At 45.2% G+C, this 16530-nt stretch carries 13 protein-coding genes; 6 read left to right on the top strand and 7 right to left on the bottom strand.

The features are described from left to right. Positions 1-97 precede the first annotated feature (97 nt). Positions 98-703: a GTP-binding protein gene (locus AB4185_RS09695; RefSeq protein WP_102428481.1), complete on the bottom strand. Its 606-nt coding sequence runs from the start codon at positions 701-703 to the stop codon at positions 98-100. A gap of 218 nt (positions 704-921) precedes the next feature. After that, on the bottom strand, positions 922-1581 hold the full coding sequence (gene yihA / locus AB4185_RS09700) for a ribosome biogenesis GTP-binding protein YihA/YsxC (RefSeq protein ID WP_017060162.1): 660 nt from the start codon (positions 1579-1581) through the stop codon (positions 922-924). 148 nt (positions 1582-1729) lie between these two features. On the opposite strand from yihA, the gene AB4185_RS09705 reads away from it, so the two are divergent. The 5 genes from AB4185_RS09705 (at position 1730) to hemN (ending at position 6271) form a co-directional block, all read left to right on the top strand. Further along, positions 1730-2347, top strand: coding sequence for a cytochrome c (locus tag AB4185_RS09705; protein WP_012602993.1), 618 nt, complete (start codon positions 1730-1732; stop codon positions 2345-2347). Positions 2348-2904: 557 nt separating this feature from the next. Continuing rightward, complete coding sequence (locus AB4185_RS09710) at positions 2905-3543, top strand: class I SAM-dependent methyltransferase (protein WP_010433503.1); 639 nt, start codon at positions 2905-2907, stop codon at positions 3541-3543. Next, the gene (gene yihI / locus AB4185_RS09715) at positions 3543-4100 is read left to right on the top strand and encodes a Der GTPase-activating protein YihI (protein ID WP_017060163.1); all 558 of its coding nucleotides are present in this window, start codon (positions 3543-3545) and stop codon (positions 4098-4100) included. The genes AB4185_RS09710 and yihI overlap by 1 nt, the downstream gene beginning before the upstream one ends. A 6-nt stretch (positions 4101-4106) precedes the next feature. Then, positions 4107-4595 carry a DUF2489 domain-containing protein gene (locus AB4185_RS09720; protein ID WP_017060164.1) on the top strand — a complete coding sequence of 163 codons (489 nt, stop codon included), beginning with the start codon at positions 4107-4109 and terminating at the stop codon, positions 4593-4595. 284 nt (positions 4596-4879) lie between these two features. Further along, the gene (gene hemN, locus AB4185_RS09725; RefSeq protein WP_017065810.1) at positions 4880-6271 is read left to right on the top strand and encodes an oxygen-independent coproporphyrinogen III oxidase; all 1392 of its coding nucleotides are present in this window, start codon (positions 4880-4882) and stop codon (positions 6269-6271) included. Positions 6272-6354: 83 nt separating this feature from the next. Here hemN and AB4185_RS09730 read toward each other — a convergent pair whose 3' ends face one another. The 5 genes from AB4185_RS09730 to glnA all read right to left on the bottom strand — a co-directional run bounded on the left by AB4185_RS09730 (position 6355) and on the right by glnA (position 14009). Then, a complete protein-coding gene (locus tag AB4185_RS09730; RefSeq protein ID WP_372105863.1) occupies positions 6355-8937 on the bottom strand; it encodes an EAL domain-containing protein in 2583 nt (860 codons plus the stop codon). Between the two features lie 108 nt (positions 8938-9045). Further along, a complete protein-coding gene (gene glnG / locus AB4185_RS09735) occupies positions 9046-10449 on the bottom strand; it encodes a nitrogen regulation protein NR(I) (protein ID WP_004735581.1) in 1404 nt (467 codons plus the stop codon). 121 nt (positions 10450-10570) lie between these two features. After that, entirely contained in the window at positions 10571-11647 is a 1077-nt protein-coding gene (glnL, locus tag AB4185_RS09740; protein ID WP_017079339.1) for a nitrogen regulation protein NR(II), read from the bottom strand. A gap of 168 nt (positions 11648-11815) precedes the next feature. Next, positions 11816-12385: a DUF4124 domain-containing protein gene (locus AB4185_RS09745; RefSeq protein ID WP_017059222.1), complete on the bottom strand. Its 570-nt coding sequence runs from the start codon at positions 12383-12385 to the stop codon at positions 11816-11818. Between the two features lie 214 nt (positions 12386-12599). Next, complete coding sequence (gene glnA, locus AB4185_RS09750; protein ID WP_017059221.1) at positions 12600-14009, bottom strand: glutamate--ammonia ligase; 1410 nt, start codon at positions 14007-14009, stop codon at positions 12600-12602. Positions 14010-14571: 562 nt separating this feature from the next. On the opposite strand from glnA, the gene typA reads away from it, so the two are divergent. After that, a complete protein-coding gene (gene typA / locus AB4185_RS09755; RefSeq protein ID WP_017059220.1) occupies positions 14572-16407 on the top strand; it encodes a translational GTPase TypA in 1836 nt (611 codons plus the stop codon). Positions 16408-16530 lie beyond the last annotated feature (123 nt).

Below are 16530 nucleotides of genomic sequence, written 5' to 3' on the forward strand. Positions count from 1 at the left end.
CTTTTGGTAATTTAAATCCGTCTCTAAGTCGATTGTTTTATCACTTGAAATAACTTTTATTTTACAAGTTATCGATAAAGGATTGATGGATCACGCCTTATTTATCAGTGTATTGAGTCGGTGAATGCTCAATGTAATCCATGATTTTCTGTTGTTTCTCGGTGCTATATTTCAGAGCTTCGGCGGTGATCTGGATGGATTGCGCCATTGAAGAGATATTGTTGGTCGCTTTTACCAAGGTTTGCTGCATTGGTTTCAGGATAAGCAGATAGATAGCGGTCAAAGCGATAATAATGACGGCGATAACGGCCGCCAGCGCAATGATGATCTTGGTCTGAATGTCATCCAACAGCATTTGACTGGTTTGTTTAAAGGCGAGTCGAGATTGGTCTAAGGCTTGTGGCAGTTGATTGAGTGATGTCTTGGTGGAGCTCGCAAGCTTATTGATACTTTCAACGGTTTGATTGAGGGCTTGTTGCTGGTCGTCGCTTAGGTTGGGGTTGTTGACTATCGCCTGCAAAGATTGCGATATCACCTCAAGAGACTCACTCGCGTCTTGGGCGTACTTTTCCATGCCATCGAGGTCTAAGGTCATATCGACATTGATCAGTGGGGCTTGTTCTTGTTCTTGTTCTGCTTCAGAGGCAAACCCTGTCAGTGAGACCAACATAAGTGCAATGATGGCCAATGGTGTTTTCCACATGAGTATTCCTTTCTCATTGTTCTGATTATTTAGATGTGTCTTTTAGTATGGTTCACTTCTATTGGTTTTAGTGGCTAAATCCGATTTTTAACACTAAAAACTTATGCTTAACTCACTCATTTTTGGGCAAAAAAATACCCCACCTATATAAGGAGGGGCATTGATAAGGCTAAATCACGTGTTGTAAGTGCTCTAACCTATAGCGATAAGTAGAGGAACTACTCTGAGTCGTTGTGCTCTTCGTCTGCTAACTCATCAATGATTTGATCAGCAAGCGCAGGCGCAAACCACTCATCCATCTTGGCACGCAGTTGGTCAACGCCGATGCCCTTCATTGAAGAGAAGACATCAACCGCAACATCACCACCGAAAGATTTTGCATCGTTACGGATTTTCAGTAGCTGTGCTTTACGCGCACCACTTTTCAGTTTGTCTGCTTTTGTTAACAAAACCTGTACTGGGATGCGGCTATCGATAGCCCAGTAGATCATTTGTTGGTCAAGGTCTTTCATTGGGTGACGGATATCCATCAATACCACTAAACCTTTCAGGCTTTCACGTCGTTGTAGGTATTCACCTAGCGACTTCTGCCATTTTTTCTTCATCTCAAGTGGTACTTGAGCAAAGCCATATCCAGGTAAATCGACGATATGACAACCGTCCGTTACCTTAAATAGGTTGATTAGCTGAGTTCGACCGGGTGTTTTACTGGTTTTCGCCAAGCTTTTTTGGTTTGTAACGCGATTTAGCGCGCTAGATTTACCAGCATTGGAGCGTCCTGCAAACGCAATTTCGATCCCTTCGTCTTCTGGTAAATGACGAATATCAGGTGCACTGGTAATGAAATGCGTGTTTTGATAATGAATTTTTACGCTCACTGTTAACTCCATCTCGACTTTGTGTAGTCGATTGATTACTTTTTTGTGAATTTGTGTAAAATAACCGTGCTCGGCATAAGGTCGCCTATTGTACCATGAGTGGCAACATAGAGTGGTACTGGAAGCTTGATAATTATAATGGAATGTCATGAAGAAATTAGCGCTAATTTTGAGTCTTTTAGCCAGCTGCTCAGTATGGGCTCAAGGTAGTATTGAAGCTGGTAAAGCCAAATCACAAACATGTGTTGCCTGCCACGGTGCTGACGGCAACAGCCTGATCACTCAGTACCCTAAGCTGGCTGGTCAACATGAGAAGTATCTAGAGAAGCAGTTAAAAGAGCTTAAGCTAGGTATGACAAGTGGTGGTAAGCAAGGTCGTTACGAACCTGTAATGGGTGCAATGGCGATGCCTTTATCTGAAGAAGATATGGCTGACCTAGCGGCATACTACGCCTCTCTACCTATCTCTAGTAACTCTACTCCTGAAAATGTAGTAGATGAAGGTAAGGTTCTTTACACAGCGGGTAACGCAGAACGCGGCGTAACGGCGTGTATTGCTTGTCATGGCCCTCGTGGTAATGGTACCGAACTTTCTGGTTTCCCTAAGATTTCAGGTCAGCACGCAGATTACATCAAGGCTCAACTTGAAAAATTCCGCGATGGTGACCGTAATAACGACATGAATGCGATGATGCGTGATGTAGCTAAAAAGTTAACAGACGCTGATATTGATACCTTATCGAAGTACGTTGGTGGTTTACACTAATTTGTCGGTTTCTTGCTCTTAGCCAGAGTAAAGGAATGTACGTTCGAGCGAGATTGAAGAGACGCCCCGATCAGTAATGGTCGGGGCGTTTTCTTTTGTATTGGTTTTATTAATGCGTTTTGTGTTTATGTCTGATTTATCAATGTGTGATCGATTTGTGTACAAAAGTGTGAAGTCGCACTCTTGTAGTCTTTTTGTAACACGGTAAAGTAACCGCCATCAGCTAGGAGCTGACTTAGATATGGATGATCATCTAGTCTAACGGTATAGACAGAAATGGATCAGGCTAGGACAGCCCAGCAACAAGGTGTTAGAAAAGGATAGCCAAAACTCATCAGGACGATGAACAACAAACAAATTTGGCATGGAAAGCACCAATAACAAATGGAGATTTGTGTACCAAGTTGAGTATGCAAATTTTGGCCGATATAGGCAGATTTAGAGAGCGATAGGTTTTCCTATCGCTTTTTTTATTGATTTGATGAAAAAACACCCAATACCTCTCCACTATAAACTCAGTTTCTGGTATGTTTCGCATCCCTGTTTAAGGATGTGCTATGTATACTTGTCCCTTATGCCATCACCAAGGCGTGAATCACTATTTTGAAGACAAACGCAGAGCCTATCTGCAGTGTCAGCAATGTGAACTGGTATTTGTTAAACCTGAACAAAGGTTAGAAGCAAAAGAAGAAAAAGCACACTATGATCTCCATGAGAACGATCCTAGTGATGCAGGCTATCGCCGCTTTTTATCTCGCATCGCGGATCCACTAACAGACAAAATTTCATCTAACTCACACGGGTTGGATTTTGGTTGTGGCCCAGGCCCTACGCTATCTATTATGTTAGAAGAAGCCGGACACACCATGGAGTTGTACGATATCTATTACCACCCAGAACCCTCTGTGTTGGAAAAAACGTATGACTTTATGACTGCCACGGAGGTGATAGAGCATCTTTACCACCCAGACAAAGTGTGGCAGCAATGGTTGAATTTAGTTAAACCCAAGGGCTGGATTGGTCTTATGACTAAACTAGTAATAGACGTAGACGCGTTTGCTGGTTGGCACTACAAGAATGACCCGACACATGTCGTCTTCTTTAGTCGTCAAACATTCCAGTTTTTGGCAGAGCGGGATAAGCTCGAACTAGAATTTTTTGGAAATGATGTAATTTTACTGAGGAAAGTGCAGTAATGGGTCGTAGTAAGAAATCAAGAAAGCCGGGAGCACTTGGCGCTCCGGAGCCTATGGTTACTCGTAACCGTAGTGAATCTGATGTTGAAGGTCGTGAACGTAAGCGTGTTAAAAAGCGTAAAGGCCTTAAGTCTGGCAGCCGTCACTCAGATGGTAGCGAAGCAAAACAGCGTAAAGCTGCACAAGCTCGTGATCCACGTTTAGGCAGCAAGAAAAAAATTCCGCTGATCGTTGAACCAGCGAAGAAGCCGACTAAACAAGAGCGCAAGCTATCTAACGAACAAGAGTTAGAGATGCTTGAGAATGACGCTCAACTGAACACACTCCTAGATCGTATCGAAAATGGTGAAAACCTAGGTGCTGGTCTACAGAAGTTTGTTGATGAGAAACTTGATCGTATCGAACACCTAATGGGACGCTTAGGTCTACTAGAGCCAGAAGACGATGAAGAAGAGATCTTCGAAGAAGCACCGGTTGCCTCTAAGAAGAAAGCGAGCTCTGACGAAGACTTGCTATCTCAATTCGAAGATTTCGATTTAGACAGCTTTAAAGGTTAATAGCCAGTGAACGTAACCTTATTAGCAATTGCTGGTGGAATTATCATTCTCGGCTTGGGCTCTTACGCAGGTTACCTTCTACTTCAAGTGAAGAAGCAGACGGAGTTGCAAAAGCAGCATCAAGCACTAGCCATTGAAAAACGCAACGCGACGATTTACGAAAACGTAAATACTTTGTGCTTAGCGGGCATTCAAGGGCAATGTGACTTACCTGAGATCAGTATCCGAGTGTGTATCATTATGGATAATGTTCAGGGTGATGAGCGTGTCGATTTTGATTCTGAGTATCCTGCTCTTTCTGAGCTGTACCATATCGTAAAAGATATGGCTCGCGGAGAGGCAAGACAGGAACTGACGAAGAAAGAGCGCATGCAGCAGAATCTCACGCGCCATAAGGCAGAGACTCGCTTGAATGATGCGGTCATTGAAGATCTGAAAAGGTTGCAAGAGAAGGTTAAACCTCTCAACAACCAAATCAACATTCAGATGATCTAGTCGCTAAGACTATTTAAAATAGAGGCTTGTTTAATACAGGGTGTTCTTGAGACACCTTATCTTTATAGATAGTGTTAAATGAGCCTTCTTACCTTTTGCGTTTCGTTAATCCCGACGCTTTGTTAGTGATCAAGCTAGCAGTTCTGAGTTTTTGTCTAAAAAATTGATTTTGTCTTGGAACGACCTTACAGGTCGTGTGGCAAAATAACCCGTCTATATTTTAATGTATGTAAAATGATTTGAGAGACCTTAGGTTCTCGCGGATCTAAATTGGAAATACCGCTATGTCGAGCAAGCCAGTAACAACGAATCAGCAAATCGTTTGGGATCAAGAGATCTTAAACAAGTACAACTATTCGGGACCTCGTTACACCTCATACCCAACTGCGTTGGAGTTTCATGAAGCGTTTACCGTCGCTGATTACGACATGGCGTGTACTCAATATCCTGAGCGTCCACTCTCTCTTTACGTGCATATCCCGTTCTGCCACAAGCTTTGTTACTACTGTGGTTGTAATAAAGTCATTACTCGTCACTCGCATAAAGCGGATGAGTACCTTGATGTGATTGAACATGAAATCCGCCAACGCGCCTCTTTATTGAATGGCCGTGAAGTGACGCAATTGCACTTCGGTGGTGGTACGCCAACGTTCTTGACCAAAACACAAATCACTCGTTTGATGAGTATTTTGCGTGAAGAGTTTAACTTCACCGCTGACGCTGAAATCAGTATTGAAGTTGACCCGCGTGAGATTGAGCTAGACGTACTTGACCACCTGCGTAACGAAGGCTTCAACCGCCTGAGCATTGGCGTGCAAGACTTCAATAAAGAAGTGCAGAAACTGGTTAACCGTGAGCAAGATGAAGAGTTCATCATTGCGATGGTTAAACGAGCGAAAGAGCTAGGCTTCCGTTCAACTAATCTGGATTTGATCTACGGCCTACCAAAGCAGACTCAAGCTTTGTTCGCTGAAACATTGAAGCAAGTGTTAGAAATGAAGCCGGGCCGTTTATCGGTATTTAACTACGCACACATGCCTCAGCTGTTTGCGGCGCAGCGTAAGATTAAAGACGAAGATCTACCTGAAGCGAAAGAGAAAATGGCTATCTTGCAAGATACCATCGAGACGCTAACGGGAGCGGGTTACCAGTTCATTGGTATGGATCACTTCGCACTACCTGAAGATGAGCTAGCCGTAGCACAGCGTGAAGGTATTCTGCATCGTAACTTCCAAGGCTACACCACCCAAGGTGAAGCTGACTTAATTGGTTTCGGTGTTTCTGCGATTTCTATGGTTGGTGATGCTTACGCACAAAATCAGAAAGAGCTGAAGAAGTACTACGCTCAGGTGAATGACCTGCGTCATGCACTTTGGAAAGGTGTTGCTCTAGACAGTGACGACCTTCTACGTCGTGAAGTGATCAAGCAGCTGATTTGTAACTTCAAGCTTGATAAAACAATGATCGAATCTGAGTTCTCGGTTAACTTTAATCGCTACTTCAAAGAAGATTTAGAGCTTCTACAAACTTTTATCAACGATGAGTTGGTTGAAGTCGATGATAAAGAAATCCGCGTGACTTTGCGTGGCCGTTTGCTGATCCGTAACATCTGTATGTGTTTTGATAAATACCTACGTGCCAAGGCTCGCCAACAGCAATTCTCTCGCGTTATCTAATCGCTCGATAGAGAATAGAACAATAAAAAATGCCAGCATCATGCTGGCATTTTTGTATCTGACTCATTCGATTTCTGCCTGGTTTAGGTGAGACTCTCAGTGGTATTTTGTTTGACCTTGGCACTTTGCTTGGAGTTGATGAGGTCGGTAGGCCATTGGTCAAACGGAACTGGGCGACTGTATAAGAAGCCTTGAGCAAGCGGGCACTGCAGCTGCTTGAGAAGTTCAGCCTGTTGCTGTGTTTCAACGCCCTCTGCCACCAAGCTTACTTTGAAGCCCTTAGTGATGTTAACGATGGCCGCGACGATGGAGCTATCTAGGTTCTCTTTATCAAGTTTGCTGACAAAGCTGCGGTCGATCTTAAGGCAGTCGAATGGCAGTTTGTGTAAGTAAGCCAGTGACGAATAGCCGGTACCAAAGTCATCAATCGCAATTGATATCCCTAGTGCTTTTAGAGTCAGCATGTTATCGATGATGGTCGGGTCGTTGTCGACGATGCGTGATTCGGTGATCTCTAGTGTCAGGTTGCTTGCTGGCAGATTTGTGTCTCGCAACGTGCCTTTTACTTGTTCCACAAAGCCACTTTCACTCAGTTGATCGACCGACAGGTTGACGTGAATCGAGAAGTCCTTGCTCCACTTTCCTGATTCAATCGCGATGGCAGTATCTCGACACGACTTATGTAGAATTTGCTTGCCGATATCGTCAATGAGCCCGCTCTCTTCCGCGAGAGGAATGAACTCGAGTGGCGAGATCACCCCTTCATCCGTTATCCAGCGAGCTAAAGCTTCTGCTCCTATGGTCGAGCCAGATTCCAGATCAATAATAGGTTGATAAAACGGTTCGAACTGTTGAAGCTCAATCGCTCGGTTCATCCGCGCTAACATCTTGGTGCGATGTCTCGATGCTTTGCCCATTTCAAGGCTATAAATACAGACACTGGTTTTGTCTTGTTTCGCATTGCTCAATGCAATGCTGCTGCTGCGTAGCAGGAGTGTAATGTCGTGAAGATTCGAGACATTCACTATCCCCATCGATACCTTAATCACCACGCTTTCCGATTCCATTGAAAATGGGGAAGCGAAGGTTTGAAGTAAGCGGTTAGTCAGCAGCTGAACATCATCGCTTTGCGTTACGTTTGGCGCGTAGATGGCAAACTCATCACCACCAGTGCGAGCTAATAGGTACTCGGATGGCAATGTGCCTCTTAAACGAGCGGCCGCAATGATAAGCAATTGGTCACCATTGTAATGACCAAGGCTGTCATTGATGTCTCGGAAGCGATCAATACCCACTAAATAAAGTGTGCCTTTTTCGTTTGCAGGGTTTTTCTTGGCAGCGTCGATAAAGCCTTCGCGGCTGTATAGCTTGGTTAATGAGTCATAGGTAAGCTGAGACTGTAATGCTTGAAAGGAAGCCTTTAAGTTGTTGGCCATTTCATTGAATGACGCCACCAACATGCTGGTTTCATAGATATGCCCTGTCTTTGGCATGCTCGTGTCCCAATCGCCTTTAGCAAGACGCTTTGCCGCATCCGCTGTTGAAGTGATGGGTTGGGTTACGCGATTAAAGGCAATTAACCCAGCAATGACACCAATGCAACTCAGCGCTAGCCCGAGCAACCAACTGTTTCTTTGGTTTTCAGGTAATTCACCGAGTAGGTTGCTTTCAGGGATCGACATACCAATAAACCAAGTGATGCCGTGCTCATCTTCATAAGGGGTGATCTGGTTGAAGTATCGTTCGTTGTCTAGGCGAAAGCTAAAGCGCTGCACGCCCAAATTATCGATTAGGTGAAATTGGTCTACGTAGCTCGCACTTTCACGTATTACCGGGTTAGCACTCTCTGATGCCAGTAAGCGTTGGCCCTTATTAGTTTTCCCTGTTCCCCAAGAGACCACGCTACCTCCGCCCGAGTGAGCGACCAAGCGTTGCTGTTTATCAATGATATAAACAGAGGCATCCGTTTTATCTTTGAGTTCTTTGAGAAATGCATTGAAGGTATTGATCTTAATGTCGCTAACGACGACGGCTTTGAATTCGTTGTCATCATAGATAGGGGCGAGGGCAGATAAGGTGATCTCTTGGCGTTCATCTGCATTGGCATAAATTGGCGACCATGCAGCCTTTTTTTGCGTCGCAACGGGTGTGTACCAAGGGCGGACTCTCGGGTCGTAACCTGAAATCACAGATCGAATGTCTTCGCTGATCTTGCTGCCACGGTAAATGACCAGCTGATCGCTAGTACGCTCGTCTTGTACCATCAAGGTATAGCCGTTGTTAGCTTCTTTACGAAAACCGACATAGTTACCATCTTCAGAACCAAAGCCGATCACATCGAGTTGAGGTATAGCAGTGAAATGGTCTGAAAACGTATAAAGAATGTAGTCTTGGACCTTGCTAAGGTTTCCCGCTTGGTAAAGGTGGTGGTAGCCGATGTTATGGCTGAGCGAGAGGTTCGCGTGAAATGGCTTTTCTAAAAAGTTGGACAGGCTTTGATGAACATGGTCAGTAAGTGATGTTAGTTGGCGTGCACTAACATCACTCACCATCTCTTTGTAGCTTTGCTTTTGAGTGAAAACCATTACGCTCATAGTGAACAGAAAAATCATCACGAATGGCAGAACCACAGCAGTTCTCAAGGTAATTTGTGTTTTCAAAGACATCTTTAGCTACAACTTTAGTGGATGGCATACTTTAATTGTACCGACACTATTCAAACCAAGCGACCTTTTTTGGTTAAAAAAGTAGCTGCATCGAGAGTCATATAAGGTCTAGTACAGTTCTTTTAGTTTACGAGTTAGGGTGTTTCTTCCCCAACCTAAAACCTTGGCTGCATCCTGTTTATGACCATTGGTATGGTTGAGTGCAGCCTCTAGCAGTATACGTTCAAACTCTGGCAGCGCATAAGTTAGTAGCTCTTTTTCTCCTGAATCAAGCGCACATTTTGCCCAATTAGCCAGCAGTTGTTGCCAGTTGTCTCCTGTCCCTGAGGTCGTCACCACTTTTTCTTCCAACAGTTCTGGAGGCAAGTCTGAAGGGAGTATTTCACTGCCGCTCGCCATGACTGTGAGCCAACGACAGATGTTCTCAAGCTGACGTACGTTACCCGGCCAATTTAGCTGATTGAGCTTCATGATGGTCTCTGAGTGCAGTGTCTTCACTTCTACACCAAGCTCTTCAGCGGCGGATGCTAGGAAGTGGTGAGTCAGCTTTTCAATGTCCTGTTTACGTTCGCGCAGTGCCGGAATATGGATTCGGATAACGTTCAGTCGATGGAAAAGGTCTTCACGGAAACCACCGTCATGCACCAAGCGCTCAAGATCTTGGTGGGTTGCGGCAACGATACGAACATCTACCTTAACTGCAGAGTGACCGCCGACACGATAGAACTGACCATCAGAAAGTACACGCAACAAGCGAGTTTGGATATCGAGTGGCATGTCACCGATCTCATCCAGAAATAGGGTGCCGCCGTTGGCTTGTTCAAAGCGTCCTTGGCGAACGCTGTTAGCACCGGTAAAGGCACCTTTTTCGTGGCCAAACAGTTCAGACTCGATCAGATCTTTGGGGATTGCTGCCATGTTCAAGGCAATGAAGGGCTTCTTAGCTCTTGGGCTGTGACGATGCAGAGCGTGAGCGACCAATTCTTTACCGGTACCCGATTCACCATTGATCAGCACGGATATGGATGAGCGAGACAAACGGCCAATCGCTCGGAAAACCTCCTGCATTGCCGGTGCTTCACCGATGATTTCTGGCGCGTTGGTGTCTTCAGCGACCTCACTGGCTTGTTCGCGTTTCTGCTCTTGGCTGTGCGCGATCGCTCGTTCGACTAGAGTCAGTGTTTCATCAATATCGAACGGCTTTGGAAGATATTCAAAGGCGCCTTTTTGATAAGCATTCACCGCCGCATCAAGGTCTGAGTGCGCGGTCATAATGATCACGGGCAGGTCGGGAGAGCGTTGATGAACCTGATGCAATAGCTCAATCCCGTCAATGCCGGGCATGCGAATGTCAGACACCAATACGTCCGGTGTCTCGCGCTCAAGCGCAAGCAACACGCTCTCAGCATCAGCAAATGTTTCACACTTAATATCCGCAGATGAAAGTGTTTTCTCTACTACCCAGCGGATAGAGCTGTCGTCATCGACGACCCAAACGTATCCCTTACTCATAATTCAATTCCTTTGCAGCCAAATCTATTGTGATAATCATTGTTGTTTTTATGATGTCTTAATCTTTGTGTTACCGAGCTAAGCCTTTCATCTCGCTGTCCAATAGCGAGGTTCTTATGACCTAAATCGGTAGATAAATCGTGAATGTGGTGTTGCCTGGCCAGCTTTCAACATCAATTTTCCCATTGTGTTGATCGATCAGGTTTTGAGAAATCGATAGCCCCAGCCCTGTTCCACCTTCTCGTCCGCTGACCATTGGGTAAAACAGCGTATCTTTTAAATCATCGGGGATGCCGGGGCCGTTATCGCTGATCTCAATGCGCGCTGCGAGTTTGTGTCGCTGCCCATGAATATTGGCTTGATGCACCGTTCTGGTGCGAATGGTGATTTTCCCTGATTCTTGGGCCTTTAAAATCTGTGCCGCGTTACTCACGATATTGAGCATCGCTTGTTCAACTTGTGCTGAGTCCATCAGAATGTCCGGTAAGCTCGGGTCGTAATCTCGTTCGATGGCGAGCGTTGAACCCGACTCGAGTTCCACGAGCTGTCTGACTTTCTCAAGTATCTGGTGTAGGTTCTCTTCTGACTTCGTCCCCGGTTTCTGAGGGCCAAGCAGGCGATCAACTAAAGCTCTTAGGCGGTCGGCTTGCTCAATAATGATCTGTGTATATTCATTAAGAGACTGATCAGGAAGCATTTTTCCAAGTAACTGCGCCGCACCTCTTAAGCCACCGAGTGGGTTCTTAATCTCATGTGCTAACCCGCGCACCAACAGCTTAGCTGCTTGTTGTTGTGCGTGTTGGTTGAGCTCTTGGCTGAGGCGTCTTTGCTGGTCTATCTTGCGCATCTCAACCAATAACAGCGTCTCTCGTTGCCAAGAGATTGGGCTAACCGTGACTTCAAGCATCAGTGGGCGGTTATCAACAACGAAGGTAACGTCACTGTCGGTAATGCTCTGGCCACTTTGTAGCGGTTGCGTCAGAAGCGCCAAATCAAGTGAAGCGTGTTGGATAAGTTGGCTCAGTGGATGATCAACGATGCGTCGTGCGCTCTGTGAAAAGAGCTGCTCAGCCGCCGGATTTGCGTATCGGACATACAATTGCTCATCGAGCATTAATGTCGAAGTCACCATATTGTCGAGAATGGCGCTGGAAAGATGGTGTGTATCTATGCTGTCGCTTTTGGCTGATCGATTCACTATTTCGTCCTTGAACTGGTGTTTTTCTCACTGCACCAAATTGGTGCGTAGCTAAGTTCAAGTATGGCGCATATCAACCAGAAGCTAAAGATAATTCATTAGAGTCGCTGAAAGCTGCTTCGATTAGGTGAAAAGTAGAGGTTATTTGGCCTCTTTTAACACATTGGCCTACTTGAGCGTCGCTCGATGTAAATACACGGTGACTGGACTAGTAGATGCAATAAGCTTGCCGCTTCTATGTGCTTGAATTGCAATGGTGTGAGTACCTCGATCGATACCTTTTAATTCCCAAATAGGTTGGGTCTGTGGGGCGCCATATCGACGGCCATCGAGCATCAATTGTAATTGCTCACCTATACCAAGCTTTCGGTTGAGTTCTATCTGAATCGGGATTAAGCCGCGATTACTACGAATGGTTTGATCATGAACTGGAGTCAACATGGTGAGGGCTAATTGAGTAGGAACCTCGCGCTTTGTGGTTTCGGTTTCTGCCTGAGTTTTGGCTGGCGTTGCCGTTTTAGTTGTAGAGGAAGCAGCAGCGTCAACCGGAGTTGAGGCCTCAAATTTAGGGGCGGGTGCTGAAGCTTGCACATCTGGCAGGCGAAGAGCCTCGGCATCTTGAGCGCTAGGGTTATCACTAAAGTGGAGCACGCCATCTTCATCTATCCAGGTATACACTGTTTGAGCAGAGCACGAGAGCGCGACTGTTAACCCGATTAGGAACAGTATGTTTTTCATATCTTTAGCCTCTTTTCACCGCTAGGTGATTTCACGTTTGGCGTTGGTTTTATTGTATTTAGCGCGACAGCCTCTGAGGGCTTTTGTCTAAGGTATGGTACGAGGAAGCGGGGGGAGGGAGAATATAAAAAAGGCCCGCCTGCGAGGCGAGCCTAATATTTAGTCAGCGATTCTTACAAGGTTGCAGTAAGAAATGGCTTATCTCTACAGGAGATTAAACTGAGTAGTACAGTTCAAACTCAAGTGGGTGTGTAGCCATGTTCACGCGTTGTACGTCGTCAGATTTCAGAGTGATGTAAGAATCGATGAAATCGTCAGAGAATACGCCGCCAGCTGTTAGGAACTCACGGTCTTCGCTAAGCGCTGCTAGAGCTTCTTGTAGAGATTCTGCAACTGTTGGGATTTCAGCTGCTTCTTCTGCAGGAAGGTCGTATAGATCTTTATCCATAGCTTCGCCTGGGTGAATCTTGTTCTTGATGCCGTCAAGGCCAGCCATAAGCATTGCTGAGTAGCATAGGTATGGGTTAGCTGCTGGGTCACCAAAACGTAGCTCGATACGACGTGCTTTAGGGCTTGGTACTACTGGGATACGGATAGAAGCAGAACGGTTACGTGCTGAGTAAGCAAGCATTACAGGTGCTTCGAAACCAGGTACAAGACGCTTGTACGAGTTAGTTGATGGGTTAGCAAACGCGTTGATTGCACGAGCGTGCTTGATTACACCACCGATGTAGTAAAGAGCCATTTCAGATAGGCCGCCGTACTTATCACCAGCAAACAGGTTAACGCCGTCTTTTGCTAGAGATTGGTGAACGTGCATACCAGAACCGTTGTCACCAACTAGTGGCTTAGGCATGAATGTCGCTGTTTTACCAAATGCGTGAGCAACGTTGTGTACAACGTACTTGTAGATTTGAGTTTCATCAGCTTTCGCTGTTAGCGTGTTGAAGCGAGTAGCGATTTCGTTTTGACCCGCAGTTGCTACTTCATGGTGGTGAGCTTCAACAACTAGGCCCATCTCTTCCATTACTAGACACATTGCTGAACGGATGTCTTGAGATGAATCTACTGGAGCTACTGGGAAGTAACCGCCTTTAACGCCAGGACGGTGACCTTTGTTACCGCCTTCGAAGTCAGAACCTGTGTTCCAAGCTGCTTCTACGTCATCGATCTTGAAGAAAGAACCAGACATGTCGTTTGAGAACTTAACGTCATCAAATAGGAAGAATTCTGGCTCTGGACCAACTAGAACTGTGTCTGCGATACCTGTAGAACGTAGGTACTCTTCAGAACGTTTAGCGATAGAGCGTGGGTCACGGTCGTAGCCTTGCATTGTTGCAGGCTCAAGGATGTCACAACGGATGTTTAGTGTTGCGTCTTCTGTGAATGGGTCCAGTACAGCAGATGCTGCGTCTGGCATCATTACCATGTCAGATTCGTTAATGCCTTTCCAACCAGCTACTGAAGAGCCGTCAAACATTTTGCCTTCTTCGAAGAAGTCTGCATCAACTTGGTGAGAAGGAATAGAGATATGCTGCTCTTTACCTTTTGTATCAGTAAAACGTAAGTCGATAAATTTAACTTCGTTCTCTTGGATCAGGGATAGTACATTTTCTACTGACATCTTGGATAACCTCCAGTGTTATTAATTCGGTATTAGCTCGATTCGGTTGAAACTAGCATTGATTAATGTCTATAAGTGCATTAATCGATGCTGATTTATCTATAGCCAAAAACGTGCCAAAAAAATTATTCCATTAATTTCAATGATTTACTTGTTTTTCGGTTTTGCTTAATTTGGTTTTTGCACCAAAATGATCTCCGGGCGCACCTTATTGGTGCAATTGTTTGTCTGTGCACCAATATGAGACATAAGCGAGCACCATTCAGCAATGAATTGCCTAAGTTGTCAATCCACTTTTGTTATTTTGCGGGAGATTTGGTTCGCCACTCGCAGGTGATACTTTTTTAGAGTCCTACGAATTGGGCTGTTCAACACTGTACTGAATCAAAGTTAAGCGGATATGAATCGCTAATAAAGAAAAAAGCCCCGGTTCAGATCACATATTTCTGGGTTTTTGTCTAGAATCTGGTATATTATTGACCGTTTTTTAAATCAAGCTAGCGGTTATTATCCAAACTTTTGAGATAAGTGACGGCTACTTTTATGAGTGAATCGAGAATCCATGTCTACTCCACAGATTGATAAGTTAAGAAATATCGCGATCATCGCGCACGTTGACCACGGTAAAACGACTTTGGTTGATAAACTGCTACAACAGTCAGGCACTCTTGAGTCTCGTGGTGAAGCTGAAGAGCGTGTCATGGATTCGAATGACATCGAAAAAGAGCGTGGCATTACCATTCTTGCTAAGAACACAGCAATCAACTGGAATGATTACCGCATCAACATCGTAGATACTCCGGGACACGCGGACTTCGGTGGTGAAGTTGAGCGTATCATGTCTATGGTTGACTCTGTTCTGCTTATCGTTGACGCAGTTGATGGCCCAATGCCTCAAACTCGTTTCGTAACGCAAAAAGCATTCGCACACGGTCTTAAGCCAATCGTTGTAATCAACAAGATTGACCGCCCAGGCGCTCGTCCTGATTGGGTTATGGATCAAGTATTCGACCTTTTCGACAACCTAGGTGCTACTGATGAGCAACTAGACTTCACAGTTGTTTACGCTTCAGCTCTGAACGGTTGGGCAACAATGACTGAAGGCGAAACTGGCGAGAACATGGAACCATTGTTCCAAGCTGTTGTTGATACAGTAGACGCGCCTGCAGTTGACCTTGACGGTCCACTACAAATGCAAATTTCGCAACTTGATTACAGCTCTTACGTAGGTGTTATCGGTGTTGCTCGTGTTACTCGTGGTTCTGTTAAACCAAACCAACAAGTAACTATCGTAAATGCAGAAGGCAAAAAACGTAACGGTAAAGTAGGTACAGTTCTTGGTTACCTAGGTCTTGACCGTCACGAAGTTGAGCAAGCTAACGCTGGCGACATCATTGCAATCACTGGTCTTGGTGAGCTGAAAATTTCAGACACTATCTGTGACGTAAACAATGTTGAAGCAATGACTCCGCTTTCTGTTGATGAACCAACAGTAACAATGACGTTCCAAGTAAACACTTCTCCGTTCGCGGGTAAAGAAGGTAAGTTCGTTACTTCACGTAACATCCTTGAGCGTCTAGAGAAAGAACTAGTACACAACGTTGCACTACGTGTTGAAGAAACTGATAACCCAGATCGTTTCCGTGTTTCAGGTCGTGGTGAACTTCACCTATCTATCCTGATCGAAAACATGCGTCGTGAAGGTTTCGAGCTAGCTGTATCTCGTCCAGAAGTTATCATCAAGAAAGACGAAGATGGCAACCTAACTGAACCGTTTGAAACTGTGACTATCGACGTGCTTGAAGAGCACCAAGGTGGCATCATGGAAAACATCGGTCTACGTAAAGGTGAGCTAACTGATATGTCTCCAGATGGCAAAGGCCGTGTTCGCATGGACTTCATGATGCCTTCTCGTGGTCTTATCGGTTTCCAAACTGAGTTCCTAACTCTAACGTCTGGTTCTGGTCTTCTTTACCACTCATTTGATCACTACGGTCCTCACAAAGGCGGCGTAATCGGTCAACGTAACAACGGTGTTCTAATCTCGAACGCAACTGGTAAAGCTCTGACTTACGCACTATTCAACCTACAAGAACGTGGTCGTCTATTTGCTGAGCACGCGGATGAAGTATACGAAGGTCAAATCATCGGTATTCACAACCGTTCAAACGACCTAACAGTAAACTGTCTGAAAGGTAAGCAGCTAACGAACGTTCGTGCATCTGGTACTGATGAAGCACAGGTTCTTTCGCCACCTATCCGTCACACTCTAGAGCAAGCTCTTGAGTTCATCGACGAAGACGAACTAGTAGAAGTAACGCCAGTAAGCATTCGTATCCGTAAGAAGCTTCTTACGGAAAACGAACGTAAGCGTGCAGCACGTCCAGCTAAGGCTTAATTGCCAGCTGACTAGCTTCTAGCTAACAAGCAATACGTTTTAGAATAAGTAAGAAAGCCCCGAGTAGCCTAGCTGCTCGGGGCTTTTGTTTTTTAGTTTGTTTAGATACGGTTAAACGAGATT

It is taken from the genome of Vibrio sp. 10N.286.48.F5 (assembly GCF_041469785.1).
GTDB classification, from domain to species: domain Bacteria; phylum Pseudomonadota; class Gammaproteobacteria; order Enterobacterales; family Vibrionaceae; genus Vibrio; species Vibrio crassostreae_C.

Excerpts from the sequence above, each read along its gene's own strand:
- AB4185_RS09695 (WP_102428481.1), bottom strand. The coding sequence starts at position 703 with ATGTGGAAAACACCATTGGCCATCATTGCACTTATGTTGGTCTCACTG.
- AB4185_RS09705 (WP_012602993.1), top strand. The coding sequence starts at position 1,730 with ATGAAGAAATTAGCGCTAATTTTGAGTCTTTTAGCCAGCTGCTCAGTA.
- AB4185_RS09710 (WP_010433503.1), top strand. The coding sequence starts at position 2,905 with ATGTATACTTGTCCCTTATGCCATCACCAAGGCGTGAATCACTATTTT.
- yihI (WP_017060163.1), top strand. The coding sequence starts at position 3,543 with ATGGGTCGTAGTAAGAAATCAAGAAAGCCGGGAGCACTTGGCGCTCCG.
- hemN (WP_017065810.1), top strand. The coding sequence starts at position 4,880 with ATGTCGAGCAAGCCAGTAACAACGAATCAGCAAATCGTTTGGGATCAA.
- AB4185_RS09730 (WP_372105863.1), bottom strand. The coding sequence starts at position 8,937 with ATGTCTTTGAAAACACAAATTACCTTGAGAACTGCTGTGGTTCTGCCA.
- glnG (WP_004735581.1), bottom strand. The coding sequence starts at position 10,449 with ATGAGTAAGGGATACGTTTGGGTCGTCGATGACGACAGCTCTATCCGC.
- AB4185_RS09745 (WP_017059222.1), bottom strand. The coding sequence starts at position 12,385 with ATGAAAAACATACTGTTCCTAATCGGGTTAACAGTCGCGCTCTCGTGC.
- glnA (WP_017059221.1), bottom strand. The coding sequence starts at position 14,009 with ATGTCAGTAGAAAATGTACTATCCCTGATCCAAGAGAACGAAGTTAAA.
- typA (WP_017059220.1), top strand. The coding sequence starts at position 14,572 with ATGTCTACTCCACAGATTGATAAGTTAAGAAATATCGCGATCATCGCG.